This window comes from Novosphingobium sp. BL-S-19, from assembly GCF_055521675.1.
Map to the genome: position 1 here is coordinate 2,167,528 of NZ_CM145498.1, position 19,553 is coordinate 2,187,080.

Consider the following 19,553-nt stretch of genomic DNA (forward strand, 5'->3'; position numbering starts at 1 on the left):
CCTCCATCAGGCGGTCAACGCGCAATCGCCCGTAACCCACGTGCATCCTTCAGCACGACCAGGCGCATCCAGCCTTTGCGCTCCGGCACGATGGGGCAGACCCTGAAGTCGCCCCAGAGATCCCGCTCGAACCCCGGCTGAAAGCGGCGAACGGACGGCGGGAGAATGTCCAGGCTCTCGCTATCGTCCTCTCGTTTGGCCGATGTCACGCCCAGAATCCGGCGCGTGCCCTTCGGCCAGATCCGAAACGTGGGATTGCCGTTGTAGGTCGAAAGGCGACCGGAAACCCATTCGCAAGGGAACGGGGCGGATTGTGGGGCTACGACACCGGTCGACGCCAGTGTGGGCCCCGAAAACAGGCCCAAAAGCAGGCCTAGAAGAGAGATCGCCGAAATCCGATACTGCATCCGCGATCGCCTCCCTGCCCTATTTCTCCAGCACGCCCGCCTTCATCACGTGAGAAACCTTTTCCAGCACACTCACATCGCGAAGGGGATCACCCTCAACCGCGATCATGTCGGCATATTTGCCCAGCGCGATGGAGCCCAATTCGCTTTCGTGCCCGATCAGCGTCGCCGCATCGATGGTCGCGGCCCGGATCGCCTGCATCGGCGTCATCCCGTACTTGACCATATAAGCGAACTGGCGGGCGTTGAGGCCGTGCGGATAGACGCCTGCATCGGTGCCGAAGCCCAGCTTCACGCCCATCTTCACCGCTTTTTCGAACCCGTCACGCTGGGTCTGCGTGGTCTCACGATTCTTGCGCAGGTATTCGGCAGGCCAGCCTTCCTTGGTGCCCTGCTGGTCGATCCAGTCGCCATCGTAGATGTCCATCACCAGCCAGACGTCCGCGTCCTTGGCCATCTTCAGGCCTTCATCGTCGATCAGGCTGGCATGTTCGATCGAGTGCACGCCCGAACGGATCGCCGCCTTGATGCCTTCCGCGCCGTGGGCATGGGCGGTGGCGTAGGAGTGATGCTCCTTGGCCACCGCCACCACTGCACGCATCTCGTCCTCGGTCAGTTCCACCTGCCCCGGCTCGGTACCGATGGCGAGGACCGCGCCGGTGGCGATCATCTTGATGAAATCCGCCCCATGCTCGAACAGGAACTCGGTCTTGTCGTGCGCTTCTTGCGGATTACGGATCACGCCGTAGCGCATATCCGAAGGGAGCTGGTCGTTGGGGATCACGCCGTTGAGTTCGCCCCCGCCGCCCGGCTTGGTGATGTAGGCGCCTGCCACGAACATGCGCGGCCCCGGCACGTCGCCCTGGGCAATCGCATCGCGCAGGGCGACGTCGGTGAGGCCGCGATAGGTCCCGACATCGCGCACGGTGGTGAAGCCGGCGTCCAGCGTCACCTTCGCATTATGCGCACCGATCAGCGCCGTAAGCTGGGGCGAAGTCCTGTAGGGCGCGGCGACGTCCGCGCTCTGCCCGGCATCGGCAAGGTGCGTGTGGAGGTCGATCAGACCCGGCAGCACCGTGTAGCTGGACCAGTCCACTTCCTTCGCACCCGAAGGCGTCTTGCCGCAGGCGTCGATGCGCGTGACGCGGCCGTCGGTCACCGTCACGCACTGCCCCGTCCGCGTGGTCTGGTAATCGACGTCGATCAGCCGCCCGGCGCGGACATAGAGCGTGTCCGCCATGGCGGGCATTGCCAGAATGCCCGTCATGAACCCCGCAAGAAGCGCCCCCCGCTTCGCCCCGTTGATGCTCACTTGCTTGCCAGATCCTTGTACATCGACAGGTAGTAAGTGATGCCCGGGCGGATATTCAGCAGCGGAATACGTTCATTGAGGCCGTGCGAGAACTCGTCCGAATCCTTGATCATCGAGGCGGCAGCGCCGTAGCTGGGCACGCCGAGGGCGCGATACCACATCGAATCCGAAGCGCCCGAAGCCTGCGAAGGGATGATCGCCACCGGCCCCCAGGCCGCCGTTACCGCCTTGCGCGTGGCGCCGATGAAATCCCGCCGCATCGGCGAGGCGGGGGCCATGGTGGAATCGTCGCCGGTCACGTCGGTGAACTTGGCGGCGGGCATGGCTGCCACTTTCTCCAGCTCCGCCATGATCTCCTCACGCGTGTGACCCGGGAAGATGCGGCAGTTGATGTTGGCCGTGGCCCGCTGCGGCAGGGCATTACGGGCATGGCCGCCCGACAGCATCGTGGGCACACAAGTCGTGCTGACCCGGCCGACATTTGCCGGATCGGCGCGCAGCACGGCCAGCGCGGCGGGGTCGTTGGGGTTCGCCGCGAAGTCACGCATCGCCTTGGCCTTCTTCGGATCGGCTTCCAGCTTGGCCGCCTCCGTCCAGTAGGCGCGGGTCACGTCGTTGAGTTCGGGCTTGAACTTGTAGGCGCCGATGCGCGTCAGCACTTCGGAAAGCTGGACGATGGCATTGTCCGGACGCGGGGCGGAGCTGTGGCCGCCGGGATTGGTCACTTCGATCTGGTAGTCGATGTAAGTCTTCTCGGCGCCCTGCCAGGTCCAGAAAAGCGGCTTGCCGGTCTCTTCGGACAAAGTGCCCGAGGAGCCATCGACATTGAGCACCATTTCGGCGTTCTTCAGCTTTTCGGCGATCAGCTTGGAGGTTGCCATCGTGGTTTCCTCGTCGCCCGAATAGGCGATGACGAGGGTACGCTTTGGCTTGAAGCCTTCCTTGCGCAGCTGGATCATCGATTCCATCGCCAGCACCGCCTCGAACTTGGTGTCGCTGGCGCCGCGGCCGTAGAGGTAGCCGTTCTCCACCACGGGCTTGAACGGATCGCGCTCCCAGTCGGCCGGCTTGGCTTCCACCACGTCCATGTGGGCGGAGACGACCAGCGGCTTCAGCGACGGATCGCTGCCCTTCCAGGTGGCAATCAGGTAGGCGGTGTCCTTGTAGGGGACGATCTCGATGTCGGAGGCGCTCCAGCCCGCTTCGATCAGGCGCTGCTTGAAGAGTTCGGCCACTTGCGGGGTCTGGTTGCCTTCCCCTTCCACCGATCGCAGGGCGATGGCCTTCTTCGCCATGTCCAGCACGTGTGCCTCGGCGTCAGGATAGGCCTTGGGAGCGGCCTCTGCGCCCGATGCAAGCGCCATGGCGCCGAGGGAAGCCACGGTAAGAAGGATATGCCTCATGGAAATTGCCCTGCCCTGAATTGCGATTTTGCCCGAAGGTTTTGTTGCCCCAAGGCTGAGAGAATCGGCCCGGAAGTCAACACTCTGTCGCATTCGCAGGGGCGGCGCACCTGTTTTGGTGCGCCGCCGGAAAGTTCGAAAAGTTTTACGCGATGTCGAGCGCGCCGGTCAGGTCTCCGGGGGCGACGCCGCCTGCCGCGAGCATCGCATCTTCGCGCATCTTCAGGCCTTCAAGCTTCTCCAGCCCGAAGCGGCGGGTGAGGAAGCGGGCGATGGAGCCGGTGTCGTAGATCGTGTGGTCCACCGTGCCCTTCTTCGCGTGGGGAGAGACGATCACGGCGGGGATGCGCGTGCCCGGCCCCCAGCGGTCGCCCTTCGGCGGGGCGACGTGATCCCACCAGCCGCCGTTCTCGTCGAAGGTGATGACGATCAGCATCTTCTCCCACTGCGGGCTGGCGCGCAGGGCATCGACCACGGCAGCGATATGGCGGTCGCCCGCGTCGATGTCGGAATAGCCGGCATGCATGTTGAGGTTGCCCTGCGGCTTGTAATAGCTGACCGCAGGCAGCTTGCCCGCCGCGGCATCGGCCAGGAACTTGTTGGTGCGCGCGGTGCTGCCCTCGCCGCCGTCACGCAGGAACTTTGCGCGGTCGGCCGTGCCGGGCGCGAAGCGGCCGTAATAGTTGAACGGCTGGTGATGCGGCTGGAAGTTCGGCCGCGAGGGGAACGAGGTGTCGTTCATGTGCCCTTCCAGCGCGGCATTCCATCCGCCTGCGTACCAGGCCCAGTCCACGCCCTTGGCGCTGAGCATGTCGCCGATGGTCTTGTGCTTCTGCGGCACCAGCGTGTGCGCGCTGTCGGCATTGGCATAGCCGGGCTTCGCCGCATCGAGTTCGTAGGTCGGCGCATAAGGCGGCAGCATCGTGTTGACCGCCCAGAAGTCCGGCGAAAGCGTGTTGGGGCCGAATACCGCCGGGCCGTCAATCGCGCTGGCCGGCGTCTTGGGATCCAGTTTCAGGCGCGTGCCCTTGGGATCGTTGCCCTCCAGCTTGGCGATACGCTTGGCGGCGGGGCTCTTGTCCGCGTCCGGATAGAACGGCGGCTGCGCGGCGATCAGGTACTGGTGGTTGAGGAAAGACCCACCGAAAGCCCCCATGAAGAAGTTGTCGCAGAGCGTGAACTCACGGGCGATCTGCCAGAGGCGAAGCTGGGCGCGCATGTCGCCGTAATGGCCCATGACCAGCGCACCGCTATCGCCCCAGGCTACGAACTGGTCGTTGGCGCCGCCGTTGATCTGCATCTGGTTGTGGTAGAATGCATGAACCAGATCGCGGGTGACAAGGCCATGCGGCAGCGGATCGCCCTCCGGCGTCTTCAGCGCGAAGGGACCGTTCGGGATCGGCGCGAGGTCGTCCGGCCCGATCTGGTATTCGGTATGCTCCACCACCTGCTTGGAGGGCACGAGGCCTTCCCAGATCTTCGGCAGCTTTTCCATGACCTTGCCGTCACGGTCGCGCTGGCGGGTGCGCTCGGCGGGCACTTCCGATAGCGGCTGCTGCAGGCCGGGGAAATCGGCGAAAAGATTGTTGAAGCTGCGGTTCTCCGCAAAGATCACCACGACCGTATCGATCGCCGCGCGCAGCTTCGCATCGCTGACCGGGCGCGAGGACGATCCCTTGGCCGGTTTCGCCTCAGCCGTTTCGACCGTGGCGCCCGCAACGGCAGCAGCGCCGAGCGCAGCAGCTAGGCCACCGAGGAAATCGCGGCGGTCGGGATTGCCGGACTTGGGATCGGCGGGATCGAAATCGGACATAGGGGGTGCCTCGAAAGGATTGGAAATCTGGCACTCTGTGGGACGGTGACTGCCCCCGCGTCAACCGTCCCACCCGTCAATTACGTAAATGCAATCAGGTCTTGGCGAAGCGACGCTCCCCCCATCTGACCGCCAGCGTGGTGTTGTCGGTATTGGCGGTGGTGCGCTGGGCGATGGTGGACATGAAGTGCCAGGTGCCGCGCACCTGATCCGGCGTCACGTCCAGAGAGACATAGCCACGACGGCTGACGTCGGTGAACGCCAGCCCCGGATTGGCCTCTCGCATGGAGGCGGCAAGCGCCTTGGGTGTGGCCGAAGGCAGATAGGCCTCGTAACCCGGCGACGTGACCGAGTGGCCGGCGTACTCGACGCCTGCCGCCACGCCGCCGCTCGAAAGCTCATTGCCCCAGGCGTTGTGGCTGTCGCCCGAGAGCACGACGAGGTTGCAGTCCGCCTCTCGCGCAGCCTTGAGCAGACGCTCGCGGGCAGCGGGATAGCCATCCCACGAATCCATGTTGAACGGCAGCCCTACCTTGGCGGCAGCGGCCGCCGCCATAAGCGCGCCGCGCACCTTGGGATCGCCGTCTTTCGGCACGAAATCGGCAAGTGTGGCGGGCGACTTGAGCGATCCCATGACGATCTGCTGCGCAAGGATCTGCCAGCGCGTGCCCGCCTTGGCCGAAGCCGCGAAGCCCTTGTAGAGCCAGTCCTCCTGCGTCGCGCCCATCAGCGTGCGCTCGGGCGACATCCACGGCCCGTCGCGGAACGCCAGCAGCGCCTTGGCAACGTCCGGCCCCTTGAACGCCGCCCCCAGATCGAGCTGCTTCATGCGCGAAGATACGCGCGTTTCCGGGCGGAACAGCGTGGCCAGCGAACCGATCTCGTAGCTACCCCAGTCCGCGTCGGAGATCGGCATCCATTCGCGATAGGCCTTCTCCGCCGCCGCCTTGCGCGCCGGCCAGGGGCCTTCGGTTTCGGGCTGATGGTTCTCGGCACCGTCCTTGTAGGCGTCGTTGGCGAACTCGTGATCGTCCCACTGCGCGATCATCGGGAAACGGCGATGAAGTGCGCGCAAGTCCGGATCGAGGCGATAGCTGGCATAGCGCAGGCGATAATCGGCCAGGCTGACGATCTCGTTCGCCGGCTCGATCGGGCGGCCGGCCATCGGATGCTCGGGATATTCGCCCAGCTTGTACTCGTAGAAATAGTCGCCGACGTGGACGATCAGATCCAGATCGTCTCGCGCCGCGGCATGGGCATAGGCATTGAACCAGCCGAACGGCATGTTCGAGCAGGAGAACAGGCCGATACCGAAGCGGTCCACCTCACCCACCGGCAGCGTGCGGGTGCGGCCGACTTCGCTCATGGTGCCGTCCGGCGCGATGAAGCGATAGAAGTACCACTTGCCCGGTTGCAGCCCGCCGACGACCAGCTTGGCGCAGTTGTCGCGGGCGGGAGAGGCCATGACCTCGCCCCCGCTCGCCACTTTGCGGAAGCTGCTGTCCTCGGCCAGTTCGCAGCGCAGCTTCGTTTCGCCACTGCCGACATAGCGCGTCCATAGCAGCACCGAATTCGCCGCCGGCTCACCGCTGGCGACACCATGCGTGAAGCCGCGCGCGGTCAGGATCTGGGCGACGCCGGGCGTCGAAACCGCGGCAAGGCCAAGAGCGCCGACCTTGATGAGAAGGCGGCGGTCGAGAGCGAGGGTCATCGGGGATATGTCCTATCGTCGAAAGGATCAGTAACGCGCGGTGAATTCGATGCCGTACGTGCGCGGTTCTGCGGGAATGAAGGTCGGGTGGCCAAACGAACCGCCGGTGTTGCCTGCATCCAGCAGGTACTTCTCGTTGCCCAGATTGCGCGCGAAGCCCGCCACCTGGAAACGCCCGTCCATGAACGAAACGCCGCCACGCACGTTCACCAGCGTCACCGCGTCCTGGCTGATCGCCTCGGTGTTCGGGATCTCGAAGTAGATCTTGCTGCGATAGGTCACGCTGGGCGTCAGGAACACGCTGGCGCTCTGGGTGACGGGCACGTTCAGGTTGAAGCCCGCCGCCCACTGCCACTTGGGCTGGAGGCGAAACTGGTCGCCCGCATAGGCGCCGTTGGAGGCATTGTCGTCGATCCCGCCGCTGATGAAGCCGACATTGCCGAAGGCGCTCAGCCAATCGGTGAACTTCGCTTCCAGTTCGGCTTCCACGCCCAGGTTCGATGCCGAACCGGCGCTGCGGGTGACGTTCTGCCCGTTCTCGATCACCGAGACCTGGAAATTGCTGTAATCGTCATAATAGACACCCAGCGATCCGGAGAAGATCCCCGCCGAGCCCTTGATGCCCGCTTCATAGTTCCACACCGTCTCCGCCCGGATTAGGTCGAGATCGGCAACCGGCCCGGCAGCCGCCGAAAGCTGCACCACCGGCGAGCGGCGGCCTCCGGAAATCGTGGCGTAGAGGTTGAAGTTCGGCGTAAGGTGGTAGAGCGCATTGAAGCGCGGCAGCACGGCGGCGTAGGAGCGCTGGGCATAGTAAGTCTGGCCATCGGTATCGACCAGCGGCAGCAACGGCTGGCCATAGACCGGCGCATCGGGCTGATAGGCGGCATAGCCCGAACGGCGCTTCTCGATCAGCACGCGCGCGCCGGCGGTCAGTTCCAGTTGCGGCACCGGCTTGAAAGTCACGTCACCGAACATCGACCATGACTGGTTGCGGCCCTTGTTCTCATACCAACTGTTATAGGGAACGGCGGTATAGGCGCCGCCCGTCAGGTAGGAGGTTGCCAGCGCCCCCGTCGCCACATTGGACGAATTCACGCAGCCAAGGCCTGGGATCAGGTTCGCCGTGCACTGGAGATAGGTGCCCACTTCGGAAGAGAGCGGCACGTACTGGTAGCTGTCCTCGATGAAGTAGTTCCACCCGAACGAAGCGCGCCACTGGTCGTCGCTGTAGGTGAAGCGGCCTTCGTGGCTGGCCTGCCAGCCCTTGGCGCGTTCTGCGAACTCCAGATACCAGGCGGCCGAGCCATCGGCATCGAACACTTCCAGCGCGTCGAAATGGCGATAGCCATTGACGGTGGTGAAGTTCCAGCCGTCCGCGAAATCCCAGCTTGCGGTGAGGTTCACGTCATAGACGTCGCGGTTGAGGCCCAGCTTGTCGCTGCCCAGCACCTCAGCCGAATAGGGCGAACCGCCGAGATAGGCCGGGCCGTAAAGTCCGTCGACCGCCGTGGAGCCAAGGTCCTTGGACAGGAACGGCGTGCCCGAATTGCGCTGGCGGTCGTAGGTGAAGATCAGGTCGGCGGTGAAGTTGCTGGCCGGCGTGAAGCGCAGCGAACCGCGCAGGCCAAGCTGGTCCTGCCCATAGAGATCGTCCTGATCGGGGGCGAGGTTCTTCACATAGCCATCGCGCTTCTTCCACTGCCACGCGATGCGCCCGGCGATCACGTCATTGCCGGCGTTGACGAAGCCTTCCAGTCGATAGGCATTCAAGTTGCCATAGCCGCCGGTGACTTCGGCCGAGAGTCCCGGCTTCGGCTTGGCCGAAACGAGGCTGATCGCGCCGATCGTGGCGGCCGTGCCGAACAGCGTCGCCTGCGGCCCCTTCACCACTTCGATGCGATCAAGGTCATAATTGCCCTGATAGGCCCCGCGTGAGCGGGAGATGTCGACGCCGTTGTAATAGAGCGTCACGCGCGGCCCCTGCTGGGCCGAACCGCTGTCGGAGGTGATGCCGCGGATCACGAAGCCGGGGTTATTGGCGCTCTGGATCTGGATGTTGAGGCCCGGAACATAGGCCGAAAGCTCGCCTATATCGGTCACGCCAAGCTGGCGCATCCGCTCTCCGCTCGCGACCGAGAGCGTGATCGGCACGTCCACCGCACGCTGTTCCACCTTTTGCGCGGTAACGACGATCTGGTTGGAATTACCATCTGCAGCATTCGCCGTTTCTGCCGCAGCCTCTTCGGCAAATGCCGCGCCCGGAATGCTGGCCAGAGCCGTGCCCGCCATCAGTGATGCGATGCAAATACCGAATTTCATTGCCATTTCCCCTGAGCCCTGAAGCGATTTCACGACCCGGGCGTTAACGGCTGGAAATGAAGCTTCAATGGCGATCCGTCCCTCTCGGCGCAATCGACGATGCAAGGAACGCAAAGCAACCAGAAAACGAGACCATCGTTATCCGTCCATTTCTGAAAAGCCTCAAAAGACTTGCTATTGAGAATGAATATCAATAATCTGAACCCCAACGGAAACGCGAGAGGAACTGATACCGTGAGATGCCCTGTCGCTCGTCCCGCCTTTCATAATTCTACGGCTATCCGCCCTCTGCTCCTTTATCGAAGGGGGGCGGCATGAAGCCGATCACCGGTCTTGCGCCGCTGCTGGCCTTGCTTTCCGCAGGCCCGCTGGGGGCGACGGCATGGACGCTGCCCAATTCGGACGTGCAGTTCGTCCCGGCGCCAGACGGTCACGTCTATCGCCTTCTGGTTTCCTGGCCCGAAGGATCGCCGCCAAGGCAAGGTTGGCCAGTACTCTGGCTGCTTGATGGTGAGGACAACTTCGCCGTCGCCACCATGACCGCGCGGCGAATGTCCCGCACAGATGGACTGATCGTTGCCATCGAATGCGATCATCGACCCCGGCGGACCGAAGACTACACCCCCGCCGTTCCGGGCTACCGGATACCCGAAGGCTTTCCCGCATGCGGACTTCCAACCGGTGGGGCGGAGCGCTTCCTCGATCTGATCGAAGAGGTGTTCCGCCCACTGGTCGAAGGCCGCTGGCACCTCGATCCGGCACGCCAGACGCTGGCCGGGCACGGCCTTGGCGGTTTGCTGGCGCTCCATGCGATGTTCACCGGCAGGCCCTACTCGGCCATCGTCTCGGTCAGCCCGTCGCTCTGGTACGGCGACAACAGCGTGGCCGCAGGTGAGCGCACGGCAGATCCTCGCCTGAAGACGCGGCTGCTGATCGTCAACGGCGCAGAGGGGAACGATTTGGACGATCACGGCGGGGCAGCTGCGGAGGCGCTTGCCACGCGCTGGCAGCGGCGCGGCGCCGAGGCGGAACACCTGTCCCTGCACGGGAAATGCCATGGCTCGACAATGCTGGCCGCAATGGGGCCAACGGTAACTACGGCGTTTTCGGCAGGCCGCTAACGAGCCTGATCGCCCGAAAAATAACACGACTTTCCATAATGTTGTCGATCTGGCGGTCCCTCGTGGGCCGGCAGATCGGCAACGCCTGTTTGGCAAGCAGCGGATGTTGGAGTATGGAACATATAGAGAACAATTGAGCGATTCGGATCATGCCCGTCAAGACCTTCAAACTGGCGGAAAAGGCCACCGAACGGCTCCCTCAGGCCGATGGGGGAGCCCTGCCGGCCATGGACGCTGGACGGCTGCACGAGATCCACGCAAATGGGGATGATCGGGCCACCGCCCTCGCCTTCGCGCTGTGCAAAAGCGGTATTGGCCCGAACGGCGCGGCAGTACTGGTGCGAATGTCCCGTACGCCGCTGCGAACGGTTCCCAATGGGCAAGGCCTGGCAACGCTCGGCCTGAAGCCCGCCCGCCTGTTGCTGGTGGAAACTGAAAACGAACTCGACCTCCTGCGCGCCGGGTTGGAAGCCGCGCGATGTCCGGGCGTGGAACTGGTCTTGCTGGAAACGAACGGAACTTTCGCGAAGTACGACCTCACCGCCAGCCGAAGACTGGCGCTGGCGGCGGAACAATCGCGCAACCGGGTGATCGTGCTGCGCCAGGATGCGGAACCCAGGTCCAGCGCCGCGCAGACCCGCTGGTCCATCTCCAGCGCGCCTTCCATCCCGCTGGAAGCCGATGCGCCGGGATGGCCGGCGATGGAGGCCAGACTGCTGCGCTGGCGTGGGGGTGCCGCAGGCCGCACGTGGCGGCTGGAATGGAATACAGACGATGGAACATTCCGCGATACGGGCTGGAATAGAGGCGAAGGGAGCGGCAAGGATGGAGGCGAAGTCGCGCCAGTGCCTGGCGCTGTGGTTCCCCTATTTCGCATGCGAGAGAGCGCGGATGGCGGCGGGCCTGACTATCCACGCGCCGCCTGAACCACTCGCCCTCGTCTTGCGCACCGGCAATGCCCTGCGCCTCTCTGCCGTGGATGGCTTCGCCGTAAAAGCCGGACTGGAAACCGGCATGACGCTCGCCGACGCGCGGGCGCGCTGCCCCACACTCGTGACCCGGCCCGCCGATCCGGTGCTGGACGCGCGCGAACTTGACCGGCTGGTCAGGGCGATGGTGCGCTTCACCCCCATGGTCGCGGTCGATCCACCCGACGGCATCGTGCTGGACGTGACCGGCTGCACGCACTTGTTCGACGGCGAAGGGGAACTGGCACGGCAGGCGATGACGCTGGCCGGCTATACCGCGCGCCACGCCTCGGGTCCTAACGCCACGGCAGCGCGGGCTCTGGCCCGGCATGGGACCGGAAATAGAGATGTTCAGGCCCTGCCAGTCTCCGCCCTGGAACTGCCCGAGGATGCTCTGGCCGCGCTGCGCCGTGCCGGCCTGCAACGGATCGGGGACCTTTCCAAACGCCCGATGCAGACGCTGGCGGCCCGCTTCGGGGAGGAAATGGTCACCCGCCTGCGCCAGATCCTGGGCGAAGCCGCCAGCCCGATCGCCCCGCGCCGCATTACTGCGCCGATCCGTCTGGAAACGCGCTTTCCCGAACCGCTGATCCGCACCGACGACGCACTTGATGCCGTGGAAGACCTGCTGGAACAGGCCGCGCAGGACATGGAAGCGCGCCAATTGGGCGGCCGCCGTTTCATCGTCACGCTCTGCCGCAGCGACAATGCACGGCGGCGGCTGGCGGTCGATACCGGCCGTCCCGAACGCGATCCGGCCATCGTCCTGCGGCTGCTGCAGGAGCGGATCGATACGCTGTCGGACCCGCTCGATCCCGGCTTCGGTTTCGATTCGATCGAACTGGCCGTCTCGCGCACCGATCCCCTGCCCGCCCGCCAGATCGCCCTGGAAGGATCGCGTGAGGAGGCCAGCGACGATCTTTCCGCGCTGATCGATCGGCTGAGCGTCCGCCTCGGCCCCAATCGCGTCCGCCGACTGATGCCATGCGACCGGCATCTGCCGGAAGTCGCGCAAAGGCTGTTGCCCGCGATGGAGGCAAAGCTCGTCGACTGGCCCATGCCGGAAGGCCAATTGCCGCGCCCGGCGCTGCTGCTCGATCCTCCGCAGCCGGTGGACGTCATCGCCGGCGTGCCCGACGGTCCGCCGCAGCGCTTCCGCTGGAAGGGCAAGCTGCACGAAGTCCGCCTTGCCGAAGGGCCGGAACGCATCGGCGCGGAATGGTGGGGCAAACGGACCGGCCACCTTTCTGAAGGCAAGCAGCCGACCCGCGACTACTACCGGATCGAGGATGCCGAGGGCCGCCGCTACTGGATCTTCCGGCACGGCCTGTTCGAGGAAACCGCCAGCCCGAAGTGGTATCTCCACGGCCTGTTTCCATGACTGCTTCCCCGACAGATCAGCCGCCCTTCATGGAGCCGGTCGCCGCCAGCAATTTCAGCTTCCTGCGCGGCGCTTCCCATGCCGAAACGATGGTCGCCCGCGCCCATGCACTGGGGATGACCGGGATCGGCATTGCCGACCGCAACACCGTGGCAGGCGTCGCCCGCGCGCAAAGGGCCTGGGAACAACTGGGCGGTCCGTCCGGCGGGTTCCGGCTGATCGTCGGTGCCCGGCTGGTCTTTGCCGACGGCATGCCCGATATCGTCGCCTATCCCATGACGCGCCACGGCTGGGGGCGGCTGACGCGCCTGCTCACTCTCGGCAATCTTCGCGCGGACAAAGGCAACTGCATCCTCCATCTGCCGGACCTGCTGGCCCATGCGCAGGATATGGCGCTGATCGTGATGGATGGCGATGCCGCCCTGCTCGAAACCCTGCGCGCAGCAGCGCCCCGGCTCTGGCTTGCCGCCACCATGCCCCGCGCCGGCAGTGATGCCCGGCGCCTGGCGCAGCGAATGACGCTTTCCGCACGCACCGGCGTGCCACTGATCGCGACCAACGATGCGCTGTTCGCCACGCCCGAGGACCGGCCTATGCAGGACGTTCTCACCTGCATTCGCGAAGGTGTAACGATCCAGGCCGCCGGCCGCCGCCTTGCCCCAAATGCGGAACGTCACCTGAAGCCTCCGACGGAAATAGCGCGCCTGTTCCGCGCCTGTCCCGAGGCCCTGACGGCAACACAGGACTTGCAGAACTGCATAGAGTTCACACTGAAGCAGTTGGTCTACGAATATCCGCACGAGCCGGTGCCGGAAGGCTGGCAGCCGCAGGAGTGGCTGGAACATCAGGTGATGGAAGGCGCACGGGCGCGTTTTCCGGAAGGATTGCCGCCGGAATACCGGGCTGTGCTCGATGAGGAATTCCGGCTGATCCGGGGCAAGAACTACGCCTGCTATTTCCTCACCGTTCACGACATCGTGCGTTACGCCCGCAGCCTCAGTCCGCCGATACTGTGTCAGGGGCGCGGATCGGCAGCCAATTCGCTGGTCTGCTTCCTGCTGGGCGTCACCCCGATCGACCCAGTGGAGCAAAAGCTGTTGTTCTCCCGCTTCCTTTCCGAGGAGCGCGACGAACCGCCGGACATCGACGTCGATTTCGAGCACGAACGGCGCGAAGAGGTGATCCAGTACATCTACAAACGGTATGGCCGCAATCGGGCGGGGATCGCGGCCACCGTCATCCGCTATCGCCAGCGCAGCGCCATTCGGGAGGTGGGCAAGGCGCTGGGCCTGACGGAGGATGTGACCAGCCGCCTGTCCGGCACGGTATGGGGCAGTTGGGGCGGGGAGGAACTGCCCGAAAGCCGCCTTGCGGAAGCCGGGTACGATCCCGGCAACCCCGAACTCGCGCGCCTGCGCGACATGGTGGGCCAGTTGCTGGAATTCCCGCGCCACCTTTCGCAGCATGTCGGCGGCTTCGTGCTGAGCGAAGGGCCGCTTGAGGAACTGGTGCCGATCCACAATGCCGCGATGGAAGATCGCACGTTCATCGAGTGGGACAAGGACGATCTCGAATCCCTGGGCCTGATGAAAGTGGACGTGCTGGCGCTCGGCATGTTGACCGCGATCCGCAAGAGCTTCGATCTGCTGCGCGATCACGGCCTGCGCGACCTGACGCTGGCAACCGTCCCGCGCGAGGACGCCGCGACGTACAAGATGCTCCAGAAGGGCGATAGCATCGGCACCTTCCAGGTCGAAAGCCGCGCCCAGATATCCATGCTGCCGCGCATGAAGCCTGCGGAACTCTACGATCTGGTCATCCAGGTTGCCATCGTGCGGCCCGGCCCGATCCAGGGCGGCATGGTCCACCCCTACCTGCGGCGACGCAACGGGGAGGAGAAGGTCGACTTCCCGGGACCTGAGGGCGAAATGGAAAGCGTCCTTAAAAGAACGCTGGGCGTCCCGCTGTTTCAGGAACAGGCGATGAAACTGGCCATGGTCGCAGCAGGTTTCACGCCGGCCGAAGCGGACGGGTTGCGCCGCGCCATGGCCACGTTCCGCCATAACGGCACCGTCCATCACTATCAGCCCCGGCTGATCGAAGGCATGGTGAGCCGGGGCTACCCCCGCGAATTTGCCGAACGCTGTTTCGAACAGATCAAGGGCTTCGGTGAATATGGCTTTCCTGAAAGCCATGCGCAGGCTTTTGCATGGCTGGCCTACGTCTCCTCATGGCTGAAGTGCCACTATCCGGCGGTGTTTACCTGCGCCTTGCTCAATAGCCAGCCCATGGGCTTCTACGCCCCTGCACAACTGGTGCGCGACGCGCAGGAGCATGGGGTTGAAGTCCGTCCGATCGACGTCAACGCCAGCGAGTGGCACAACACGCTGGAAGGCGAGCGCGTGCTGCGCCTGGGACTGCGGCAGATCGACGGTTTTCGCAAGGAATGGGCTCAAAAGCTGAAGGAAAAGCGCGCGGAACGCCCCATCGCTTCCATGGAAGACATCGCCCGCCGCGCCGAATTGCCCTCCCGCGCGCTGCGCCTGCTGGCGGATGCCGATGCGCTCGGGTCGCTGGGGCAAAGCCGGCGTGAGGCGGGATGGGAAAGCCGCCGCGTTCCGCCCATGCAACTGCCTTTGTTCGCCGCGCTGGATAGTCCCGAACTGGGCAAGGAACCTGAGGCACCGCTTCCCGTCATGTCGCCTTCGGAAGAAGTGATCGCCGATTATCAGACGCAGCGCCTCTCGCTGAAAGGCCATCCCATGCAGTTTCTGCGCGGCCATTTCGCGCGGCGCGGCGTGGCCGATTGCGCCACGATCAATGCCGCGCGCGACGGTACGAAAGTGCGCGTGGCGGGCGTGGTTCTGGTGCGACAGCGGCCGGGCAAGGGCAATGCGATCTTCATCACGATCGAAGATGAGACCGGCGTGGTCAATGCGCTGCTATGGGCGCGAGAAATGGAGCCACAGCGCCGCGCGCTGATGGCGGCCCGCCTGATGGTGATCGAAGGGGAAGTGCAACGCAGCAAGGAAGATGTGGTTCACCTGATCGTCAAGACCATCACCGACGCCACAGATGCCTTGGATATGCTGTCACACACGCAGAAAGGCAAATTCGACCACGGACACGGCGACGAGATTGATCACCTGGGTCATCCTCGTGGGCCCGGTTATTCTCCCGGGACAAGCCATCCTGGTGGGCAAGTCACCGGATCCAGCGCGCGCCATCCCCGGAACGTACGCATTCTGCCCAGGTCGCGCGATTTCCACTAGCGCCGAAAAGCGATGGGGCAGGTAACCAGGCGGATAGATCAGGGATTGATCGGCGCCGCTCCGTTCTGTTCCGCTGCGATAACGGCCGATCCCTGAAACAGGTCGATCGCCATCTGGACATGCACGGCAATTCGTTCCTGGCCCGCTTCATCCAGCAGATGCAGCGCTTTCTCCAAGTGCTCCAGAATATCTCGCGCATCATCCAGCGAGATTTTTTGTCCGCCCATTTTCGACCTTTCGATATGCGTATCGAGGGCTAACACGCATACCGCGGGAGCGCGACCCACACCCGTGGTATATTTAGATATTCAGGTAATTCTGAAGATATTGGGTCATTATGGTGTACCCCTTTGGGGTAAGATTCACAAAAGTACGCCTGCCATCCGTGTGATCCACCGTCCGGATCACAAAGCCGGCATCCACCAGAAGCGATATCCAACGAAGCGCTGTGGTCGACGGAACCGATGATGCGACGCACGCGGAGGTTATCGAAATCTTGCGTCCCTCACACGTTGAAGCGAAGAGATCGAGGAGAAGATCCCAAGCCGGCTCACCAAACAAGTGAGCGGGCATCAAGGCATCCCGTTTTCGGCGACTGCGGTAAATCTGCCGCGCGGCCCTTCCCAATTTTTCTGCGTCGAATTCGCCGCACCCTGAAATTTGCCCAAGAACATCGGGAACATATCGCTCCCTGTCATGTTCTCGAAGCATCGGTGTCAGGATTTGTAAACCACCTACAAGGCTGGAAAGGCTTTTCTCTATCGCATCAAGCCTGTGATGGAAAACATGCTCACTGTCGTAAGCCATGCCCTCATCCTGATTCCCCGTTCGATTATGTTCTAGTGAGCTCAATAGATCAGTCCCGACTGTCGCACGCGCAAATGCAAGGGCGAGATTGCACACTAGGTACAACGATCGGAACGCGAATAGGATGCTGAGTGTCAGAAAGTTAATCCGCAAGGGCCCATTGGAGCAATAATTGCGGGAACTATCCTGGCGGTCGCACGCTTTCTCCCACCCGGCAAAGCCCGCGATGTCTGCTTTTTATTCGCCTCCAGTAGGTATGCAGGCGTGCCTGAAAGTCACAATCGGCGCATGGCATGCGTCCTGTGGACCTAGCTATGTGAGTGCCACCAACGGCCGGATGCGTCCGGCATAGGGGCAGGGTTCATCTCAAAAACCCGGAAAACCACCGTTACCGGCAGAAATTGCACACCAAAATTCGCATGATTTGGCATTTGCGGTGCAATCCGGGATTGATCGCACGAGAGCGGGTAGTTATCGGATTGCCCACGGAATGTGATCAGTTCCCCACTTTCGCCTTCAGGGCGGATCGCGGAGAGCCCGGCCATTTTCCGGATGCGGCACAAACCGCAGTGGCCCCGTAGCTCAGCCGGATAGAGCGACAGATTCCTAATCTGTAGGCCGCGCGTTCGAATCGCGCCGGGGTCACCACTTTCCTTAAAACCACAGATCGTGCCCGCACCCGCCGCCAGGCCGCCTCACCCATGCCCCGGAACGCCGGAGCATGGGCGTGGAATGGTGCGACTTATGCCGTGGCCGGCTGCGGGCGATTGGCGATCAGGTTTTCGACTACCGAGGGATCGGCCAGCGTCGAGATGTCGCCAAGGTTGGAGAAGTCGTTCTCACCGATCTTGCGCAGGATGCGGCGCATGATCTTGCCCGACCGGGTCTTGGGCAATCCCGGCGCGAACTGGATCACGTCCGGCGTGGCGATCGGGCCGATCTCATGACGGACCCACTTGATCAGTTCCTTGCGCAGCGCCTCGTCCGGTTCGACTTCGGCGTTGCAGGTAACGAAGGCGTAGATGCCCTGCCCCTTGATCTCGTGCGGCATGCCGACGACCGCCGCCTCCGCCACGGCCGGATGGGCGACGAGCGCGGATTCGATCTCCGCCGTGCCCATGCGGTGGCCGGACACGTTGATCACGTCATCGATGCGGCCGGTGATCCAGTAGTAATCGTCCGCATCGCGGCGGCAGCCATCGCCGGTGAAGTAATAGCCGCCAAATGTGGTGAAATAGGTCTGGAAGAAGCGTTCGTGATCGCCCCAGACGGTGCGCATCTGGCCGGGCCAGCTATCGGCAATGACAAGGCAGCCATCGGTCGCGCCGTCCAGCACGGTGCCATCGTTGTCCAGCAACATCGGCTTCACGCCGAACATCGGCTTGCTGGCGGAACCGGGCTTCAGCGCGGTGGCGCCGGGCAGCGGGGTGATCATGGCGCCGCCGGTCTCGGTCTGCCACCAGGTGTCGACGATCGGGCAGCGCCCCTCGCCCACGACCTTGTGATACCATTCCCACGCCTCGGGATTGATCGGTTCCCCCACCGAGCCCAGCAGGCGCAGGCTCTTGCGGCTGGTCTTCTTCACGAAGTCGTCGCCCTCGCGCATCAACGCGCGCAGCGCCGTGGGGGCGCCGTAGAAGATCTCCACCTGGAACTTGTCGACCACCTGCCAGAAGCGGCTGGCGTCGGGGAAGTTGGGCACGCCTTCGAACATCACCGTGGTCGCGCCGTTCATCAGCGGGCCGTAGACGACGTAGGAATGGCCGGTCACCCAGCCGATATCCGCCGCACACCAGTAAATCTGGCCGGGGCGGTAATCGAAGACGTACTCATGCGTCATCGACGCCCAGACCGAATAACCGCCGGTGGTGTGGAGCACGCCCTTCGGCTTGCCGGTGGAGCCGGAGGTGTAGAGGATGAAAAGCGGATCTTCGGCGTTCATTTCCTCCGGCGGGCAATCGGCGGACTGCTGCGCCACGGCCGAGGCCCAGTCTATGTCGCGGCCTTCCACCATCGGCACGCCGGCGCCGGTGTGGCTGAGCACGATCACGCTCTCCACGCCCGGGCAGGCCTTCAGCGCTTCGTCGACATTGGCCTTGAGCGCGACCTTCTTGCCGCCGCGCAGGCCCTCGTCGCTGGTGAGGACGATGCGGCTGTCGCAGTCCTGGATACGGCCGGCAAGTGCGTCCGGAGAGAAGCCGGCGAAGACGATCGAATGGATCGCGCCGATGCGCGCGCAGGCCAGCATGGCGACGGCAGCCTCAGGCACCATCGGCAGGTAGATGGTGACGCGCTCCCCCTTCTTCACGCCGCGTGCCTTCAGCAGGTTGGCGAAGCGGCAGACCGATTCGTGCAATTCGCGATAGGTGATGCGGCGTTCCGGATTCTTCGGATCGTCCGGTTCCCAGAGGATCGCAATGTCATCGCCACGTGTCGCTAGGTGCCGGTCGAGACAGTTGGCAGAGAGGTTCAGCGTGCCGTCGCTGAACCAGGAAATGCCGAAGTCCGCCTCATGAAAGCTGGTCTGCTTTACGGCGCTGAATGGTTTGATCCAGTCGAGACGCTGGGCTTCCTCACGCCAGAAACCATCGGGATCGTCGATCGACCGCTGGTACATTTCAAGGTAGCGCGCCTCGTCGATCAGGGCGTTCTTCGCCCATTCCGTGGGCACGGGGTAGATGGCCTCGGCCATGATGTATTTCTCCTCTCCGGTGGAGCTTTTCCGGCAATTGCGGACCTTCTGCCAGCATCTGGCAGGCCCGCGCAATCGCTTCGACAACAGACATTAGAGATTGGCGGAACGAGTGCCAGTTGCAACGGGCCAATTCGGCATTTCCCACCGTCCGATGATGTCTCGCCGTCGAGACGAAACGCAGTGGATTCGCGCACTTGCACGCGGGGCCGCGCGGCCATGGGCGACATGCGGCGTGGCCTGTGCTATCCCCGCACCCACGCCGCGACCACAGCGGCGGGATCATGAGGGGAATGGAACTGATCCAGATCAAGGCCATGCCCCTCGCCGCGATCCAAGGTACC

The 19,553-nt window shown here is 63.8% G+C and carries 13 protein-coding genes and 1 tRNA gene; 5 read left to right on the forward strand and 9 right to left on the reverse strand.

Annotated elements, in window-relative coordinates:
• Positions 1 to 14 precede the first annotated feature (14 nt).
• The 6 genes from ACZ1JV_RS18325 to ACZ1JV_RS18350 all read right to left on the reverse strand — a co-directional run bounded on the left by ACZ1JV_RS18325 (position 15) and on the right by ACZ1JV_RS18350 (position 8,968).
• Positions 15 to 407 (reverse strand): hypothetical protein, encoded by a 393-nt coding sequence (locus ACZ1JV_RS18325; protein ID WP_465149952.1) that lies wholly within the window; start codon positions 405 to 407, stop codon positions 15 to 17.
• A 19-nt stretch (positions 408 to 426) separates the two neighbouring features.
• Positions 427 to 1,674 carry a Xaa-Pro dipeptidase gene (locus ACZ1JV_RS18330; protein ID WP_465149953.1) on the reverse strand — a complete coding sequence of 416 codons (1,248 nt, stop codon included), beginning with the start codon at positions 1,672 to 1,674 and terminating at the stop codon, positions 427 to 429.
• Positions 1,675 to 1,715: 41 nt separating this feature from the next.
• Positions 1,716 to 3,122 (reverse strand): M20/M25/M40 family metallo-hydrolase, encoded by a 1,407-nt coding sequence (locus ACZ1JV_RS18335; protein ID WP_465149954.1) that lies wholly within the window; start codon positions 3,120 to 3,122, stop codon positions 1,716 to 1,718.
• Between the two features lie 145 nt (positions 3,123 to 3,267).
• Entirely contained in the window at positions 3,268 to 4,935 is a 1,668-nt protein-coding gene (gene acpA / locus ACZ1JV_RS18340) for an acid phosphatase (protein WP_465149955.1), read from the reverse strand.
• Between the two features lie 94 nt (positions 4,936 to 5,029).
• The gene (locus ACZ1JV_RS18345; RefSeq protein WP_465149956.1) at positions 5,030 to 6,646 is read right to left on the reverse strand and encodes an alkaline phosphatase D family protein; all 1,617 of its coding nucleotides are present in this window, start codon (positions 6,644 to 6,646) and stop codon (positions 5,030 to 5,032) included.
• A gap of 27 nt (positions 6,647 to 6,673) precedes the next feature.
• Entirely contained in the window at positions 6,674 to 8,968 is a 2,295-nt protein-coding gene (locus ACZ1JV_RS18350) for a TonB-dependent receptor (RefSeq protein ID WP_465149957.1), read from the reverse strand.
• 314 nt (positions 8,969 to 9,282) lie between these two features.
• Here ACZ1JV_RS18350 and ACZ1JV_RS18355 point away from each other — a divergent pair, with 314 nt between their 5' ends.
• The 4 genes from ACZ1JV_RS18355 (at position 9,283) to ACZ1JV_RS18370 (ending at position 15,710) form a co-directional block, all read left to right on the forward strand.
• Positions 9,283 to 10,089 (forward strand): alpha/beta hydrolase, encoded by an 807-nt coding sequence (locus ACZ1JV_RS18355; RefSeq protein ID WP_465149958.1) that lies wholly within the window; start codon positions 9,283 to 9,285, stop codon positions 10,087 to 10,089.
• 149 nt (positions 10,090 to 10,238) lie between these two features.
• Positions 10,239 to 11,015: an ImuA family protein gene (locus ACZ1JV_RS18360; RefSeq protein ID WP_465149959.1), complete on the forward strand. Its 777-nt coding sequence runs from the start codon at positions 10,239 to 10,241 to the stop codon at positions 11,013 to 11,015.
• Between the two features lie 34 nt (positions 11,016 to 11,049).
• Complete coding sequence (locus ACZ1JV_RS18365) at positions 11,050 to 12,438, forward strand: Y-family DNA polymerase (RefSeq protein ID WP_465152606.1); 1,389 nt, start codon at positions 11,050 to 11,052, stop codon at positions 12,436 to 12,438.
• Positions 12,435 to 15,710 carry an error-prone DNA polymerase gene (locus ACZ1JV_RS18370; RefSeq protein ID WP_465149960.1) on the forward strand — a complete coding sequence of 1,092 codons (3,276 nt, stop codon included), beginning with the start codon at positions 12,435 to 12,437 and terminating at the stop codon, positions 15,708 to 15,710. The genes ACZ1JV_RS18365 and ACZ1JV_RS18370 overlap by 4 nt, the downstream gene beginning before the upstream one ends.
• A 38-nt stretch (positions 15,711 to 15,748) precedes the next feature.
• On the opposite strand, the gene ACZ1JV_RS18375 is transcribed toward ACZ1JV_RS18370, so the two are convergent.
• Both ACZ1JV_RS18375 and ACZ1JV_RS18380 read right to left on the reverse strand, forming a co-directional pair.
• A complete protein-coding gene (locus tag ACZ1JV_RS18375) occupies positions 15,749 to 15,937 on the reverse strand; it encodes a hypothetical protein (protein ID WP_465149961.1) in 189 nt (62 codons plus the stop codon).
• Between the two features lie 73 nt (positions 15,938 to 16,010).
• Entirely contained in the window at positions 16,011 to 16,517 is a 507-nt protein-coding gene (locus ACZ1JV_RS18380; protein ID WP_465149962.1) for a MarR family transcriptional regulator, read from the reverse strand.
• Positions 16,518 to 17,088: 571 nt separating this feature from the next.
• Here ACZ1JV_RS18380 and ACZ1JV_RS18385 point away from each other — a divergent pair.
• Positions 17,089 to 17,165: transfer RNA gene (locus ACZ1JV_RS18385), tRNA-Arg, on the forward strand.
• 94 nt (positions 17,166 to 17,259) lie between these two features.
• Here the strand turns inward: ACZ1JV_RS18385 and acs are convergent.
• Positions 17,260 to 19,209 (reverse strand): acetate--CoA ligase, encoded by a 1,950-nt coding sequence (gene acs, locus ACZ1JV_RS18390; RefSeq protein ID WP_465149963.1) that lies wholly within the window; start codon positions 19,207 to 19,209, stop codon positions 17,260 to 17,262.
• Positions 19,210 to 19,553: the final 344 nt, after the last annotated feature.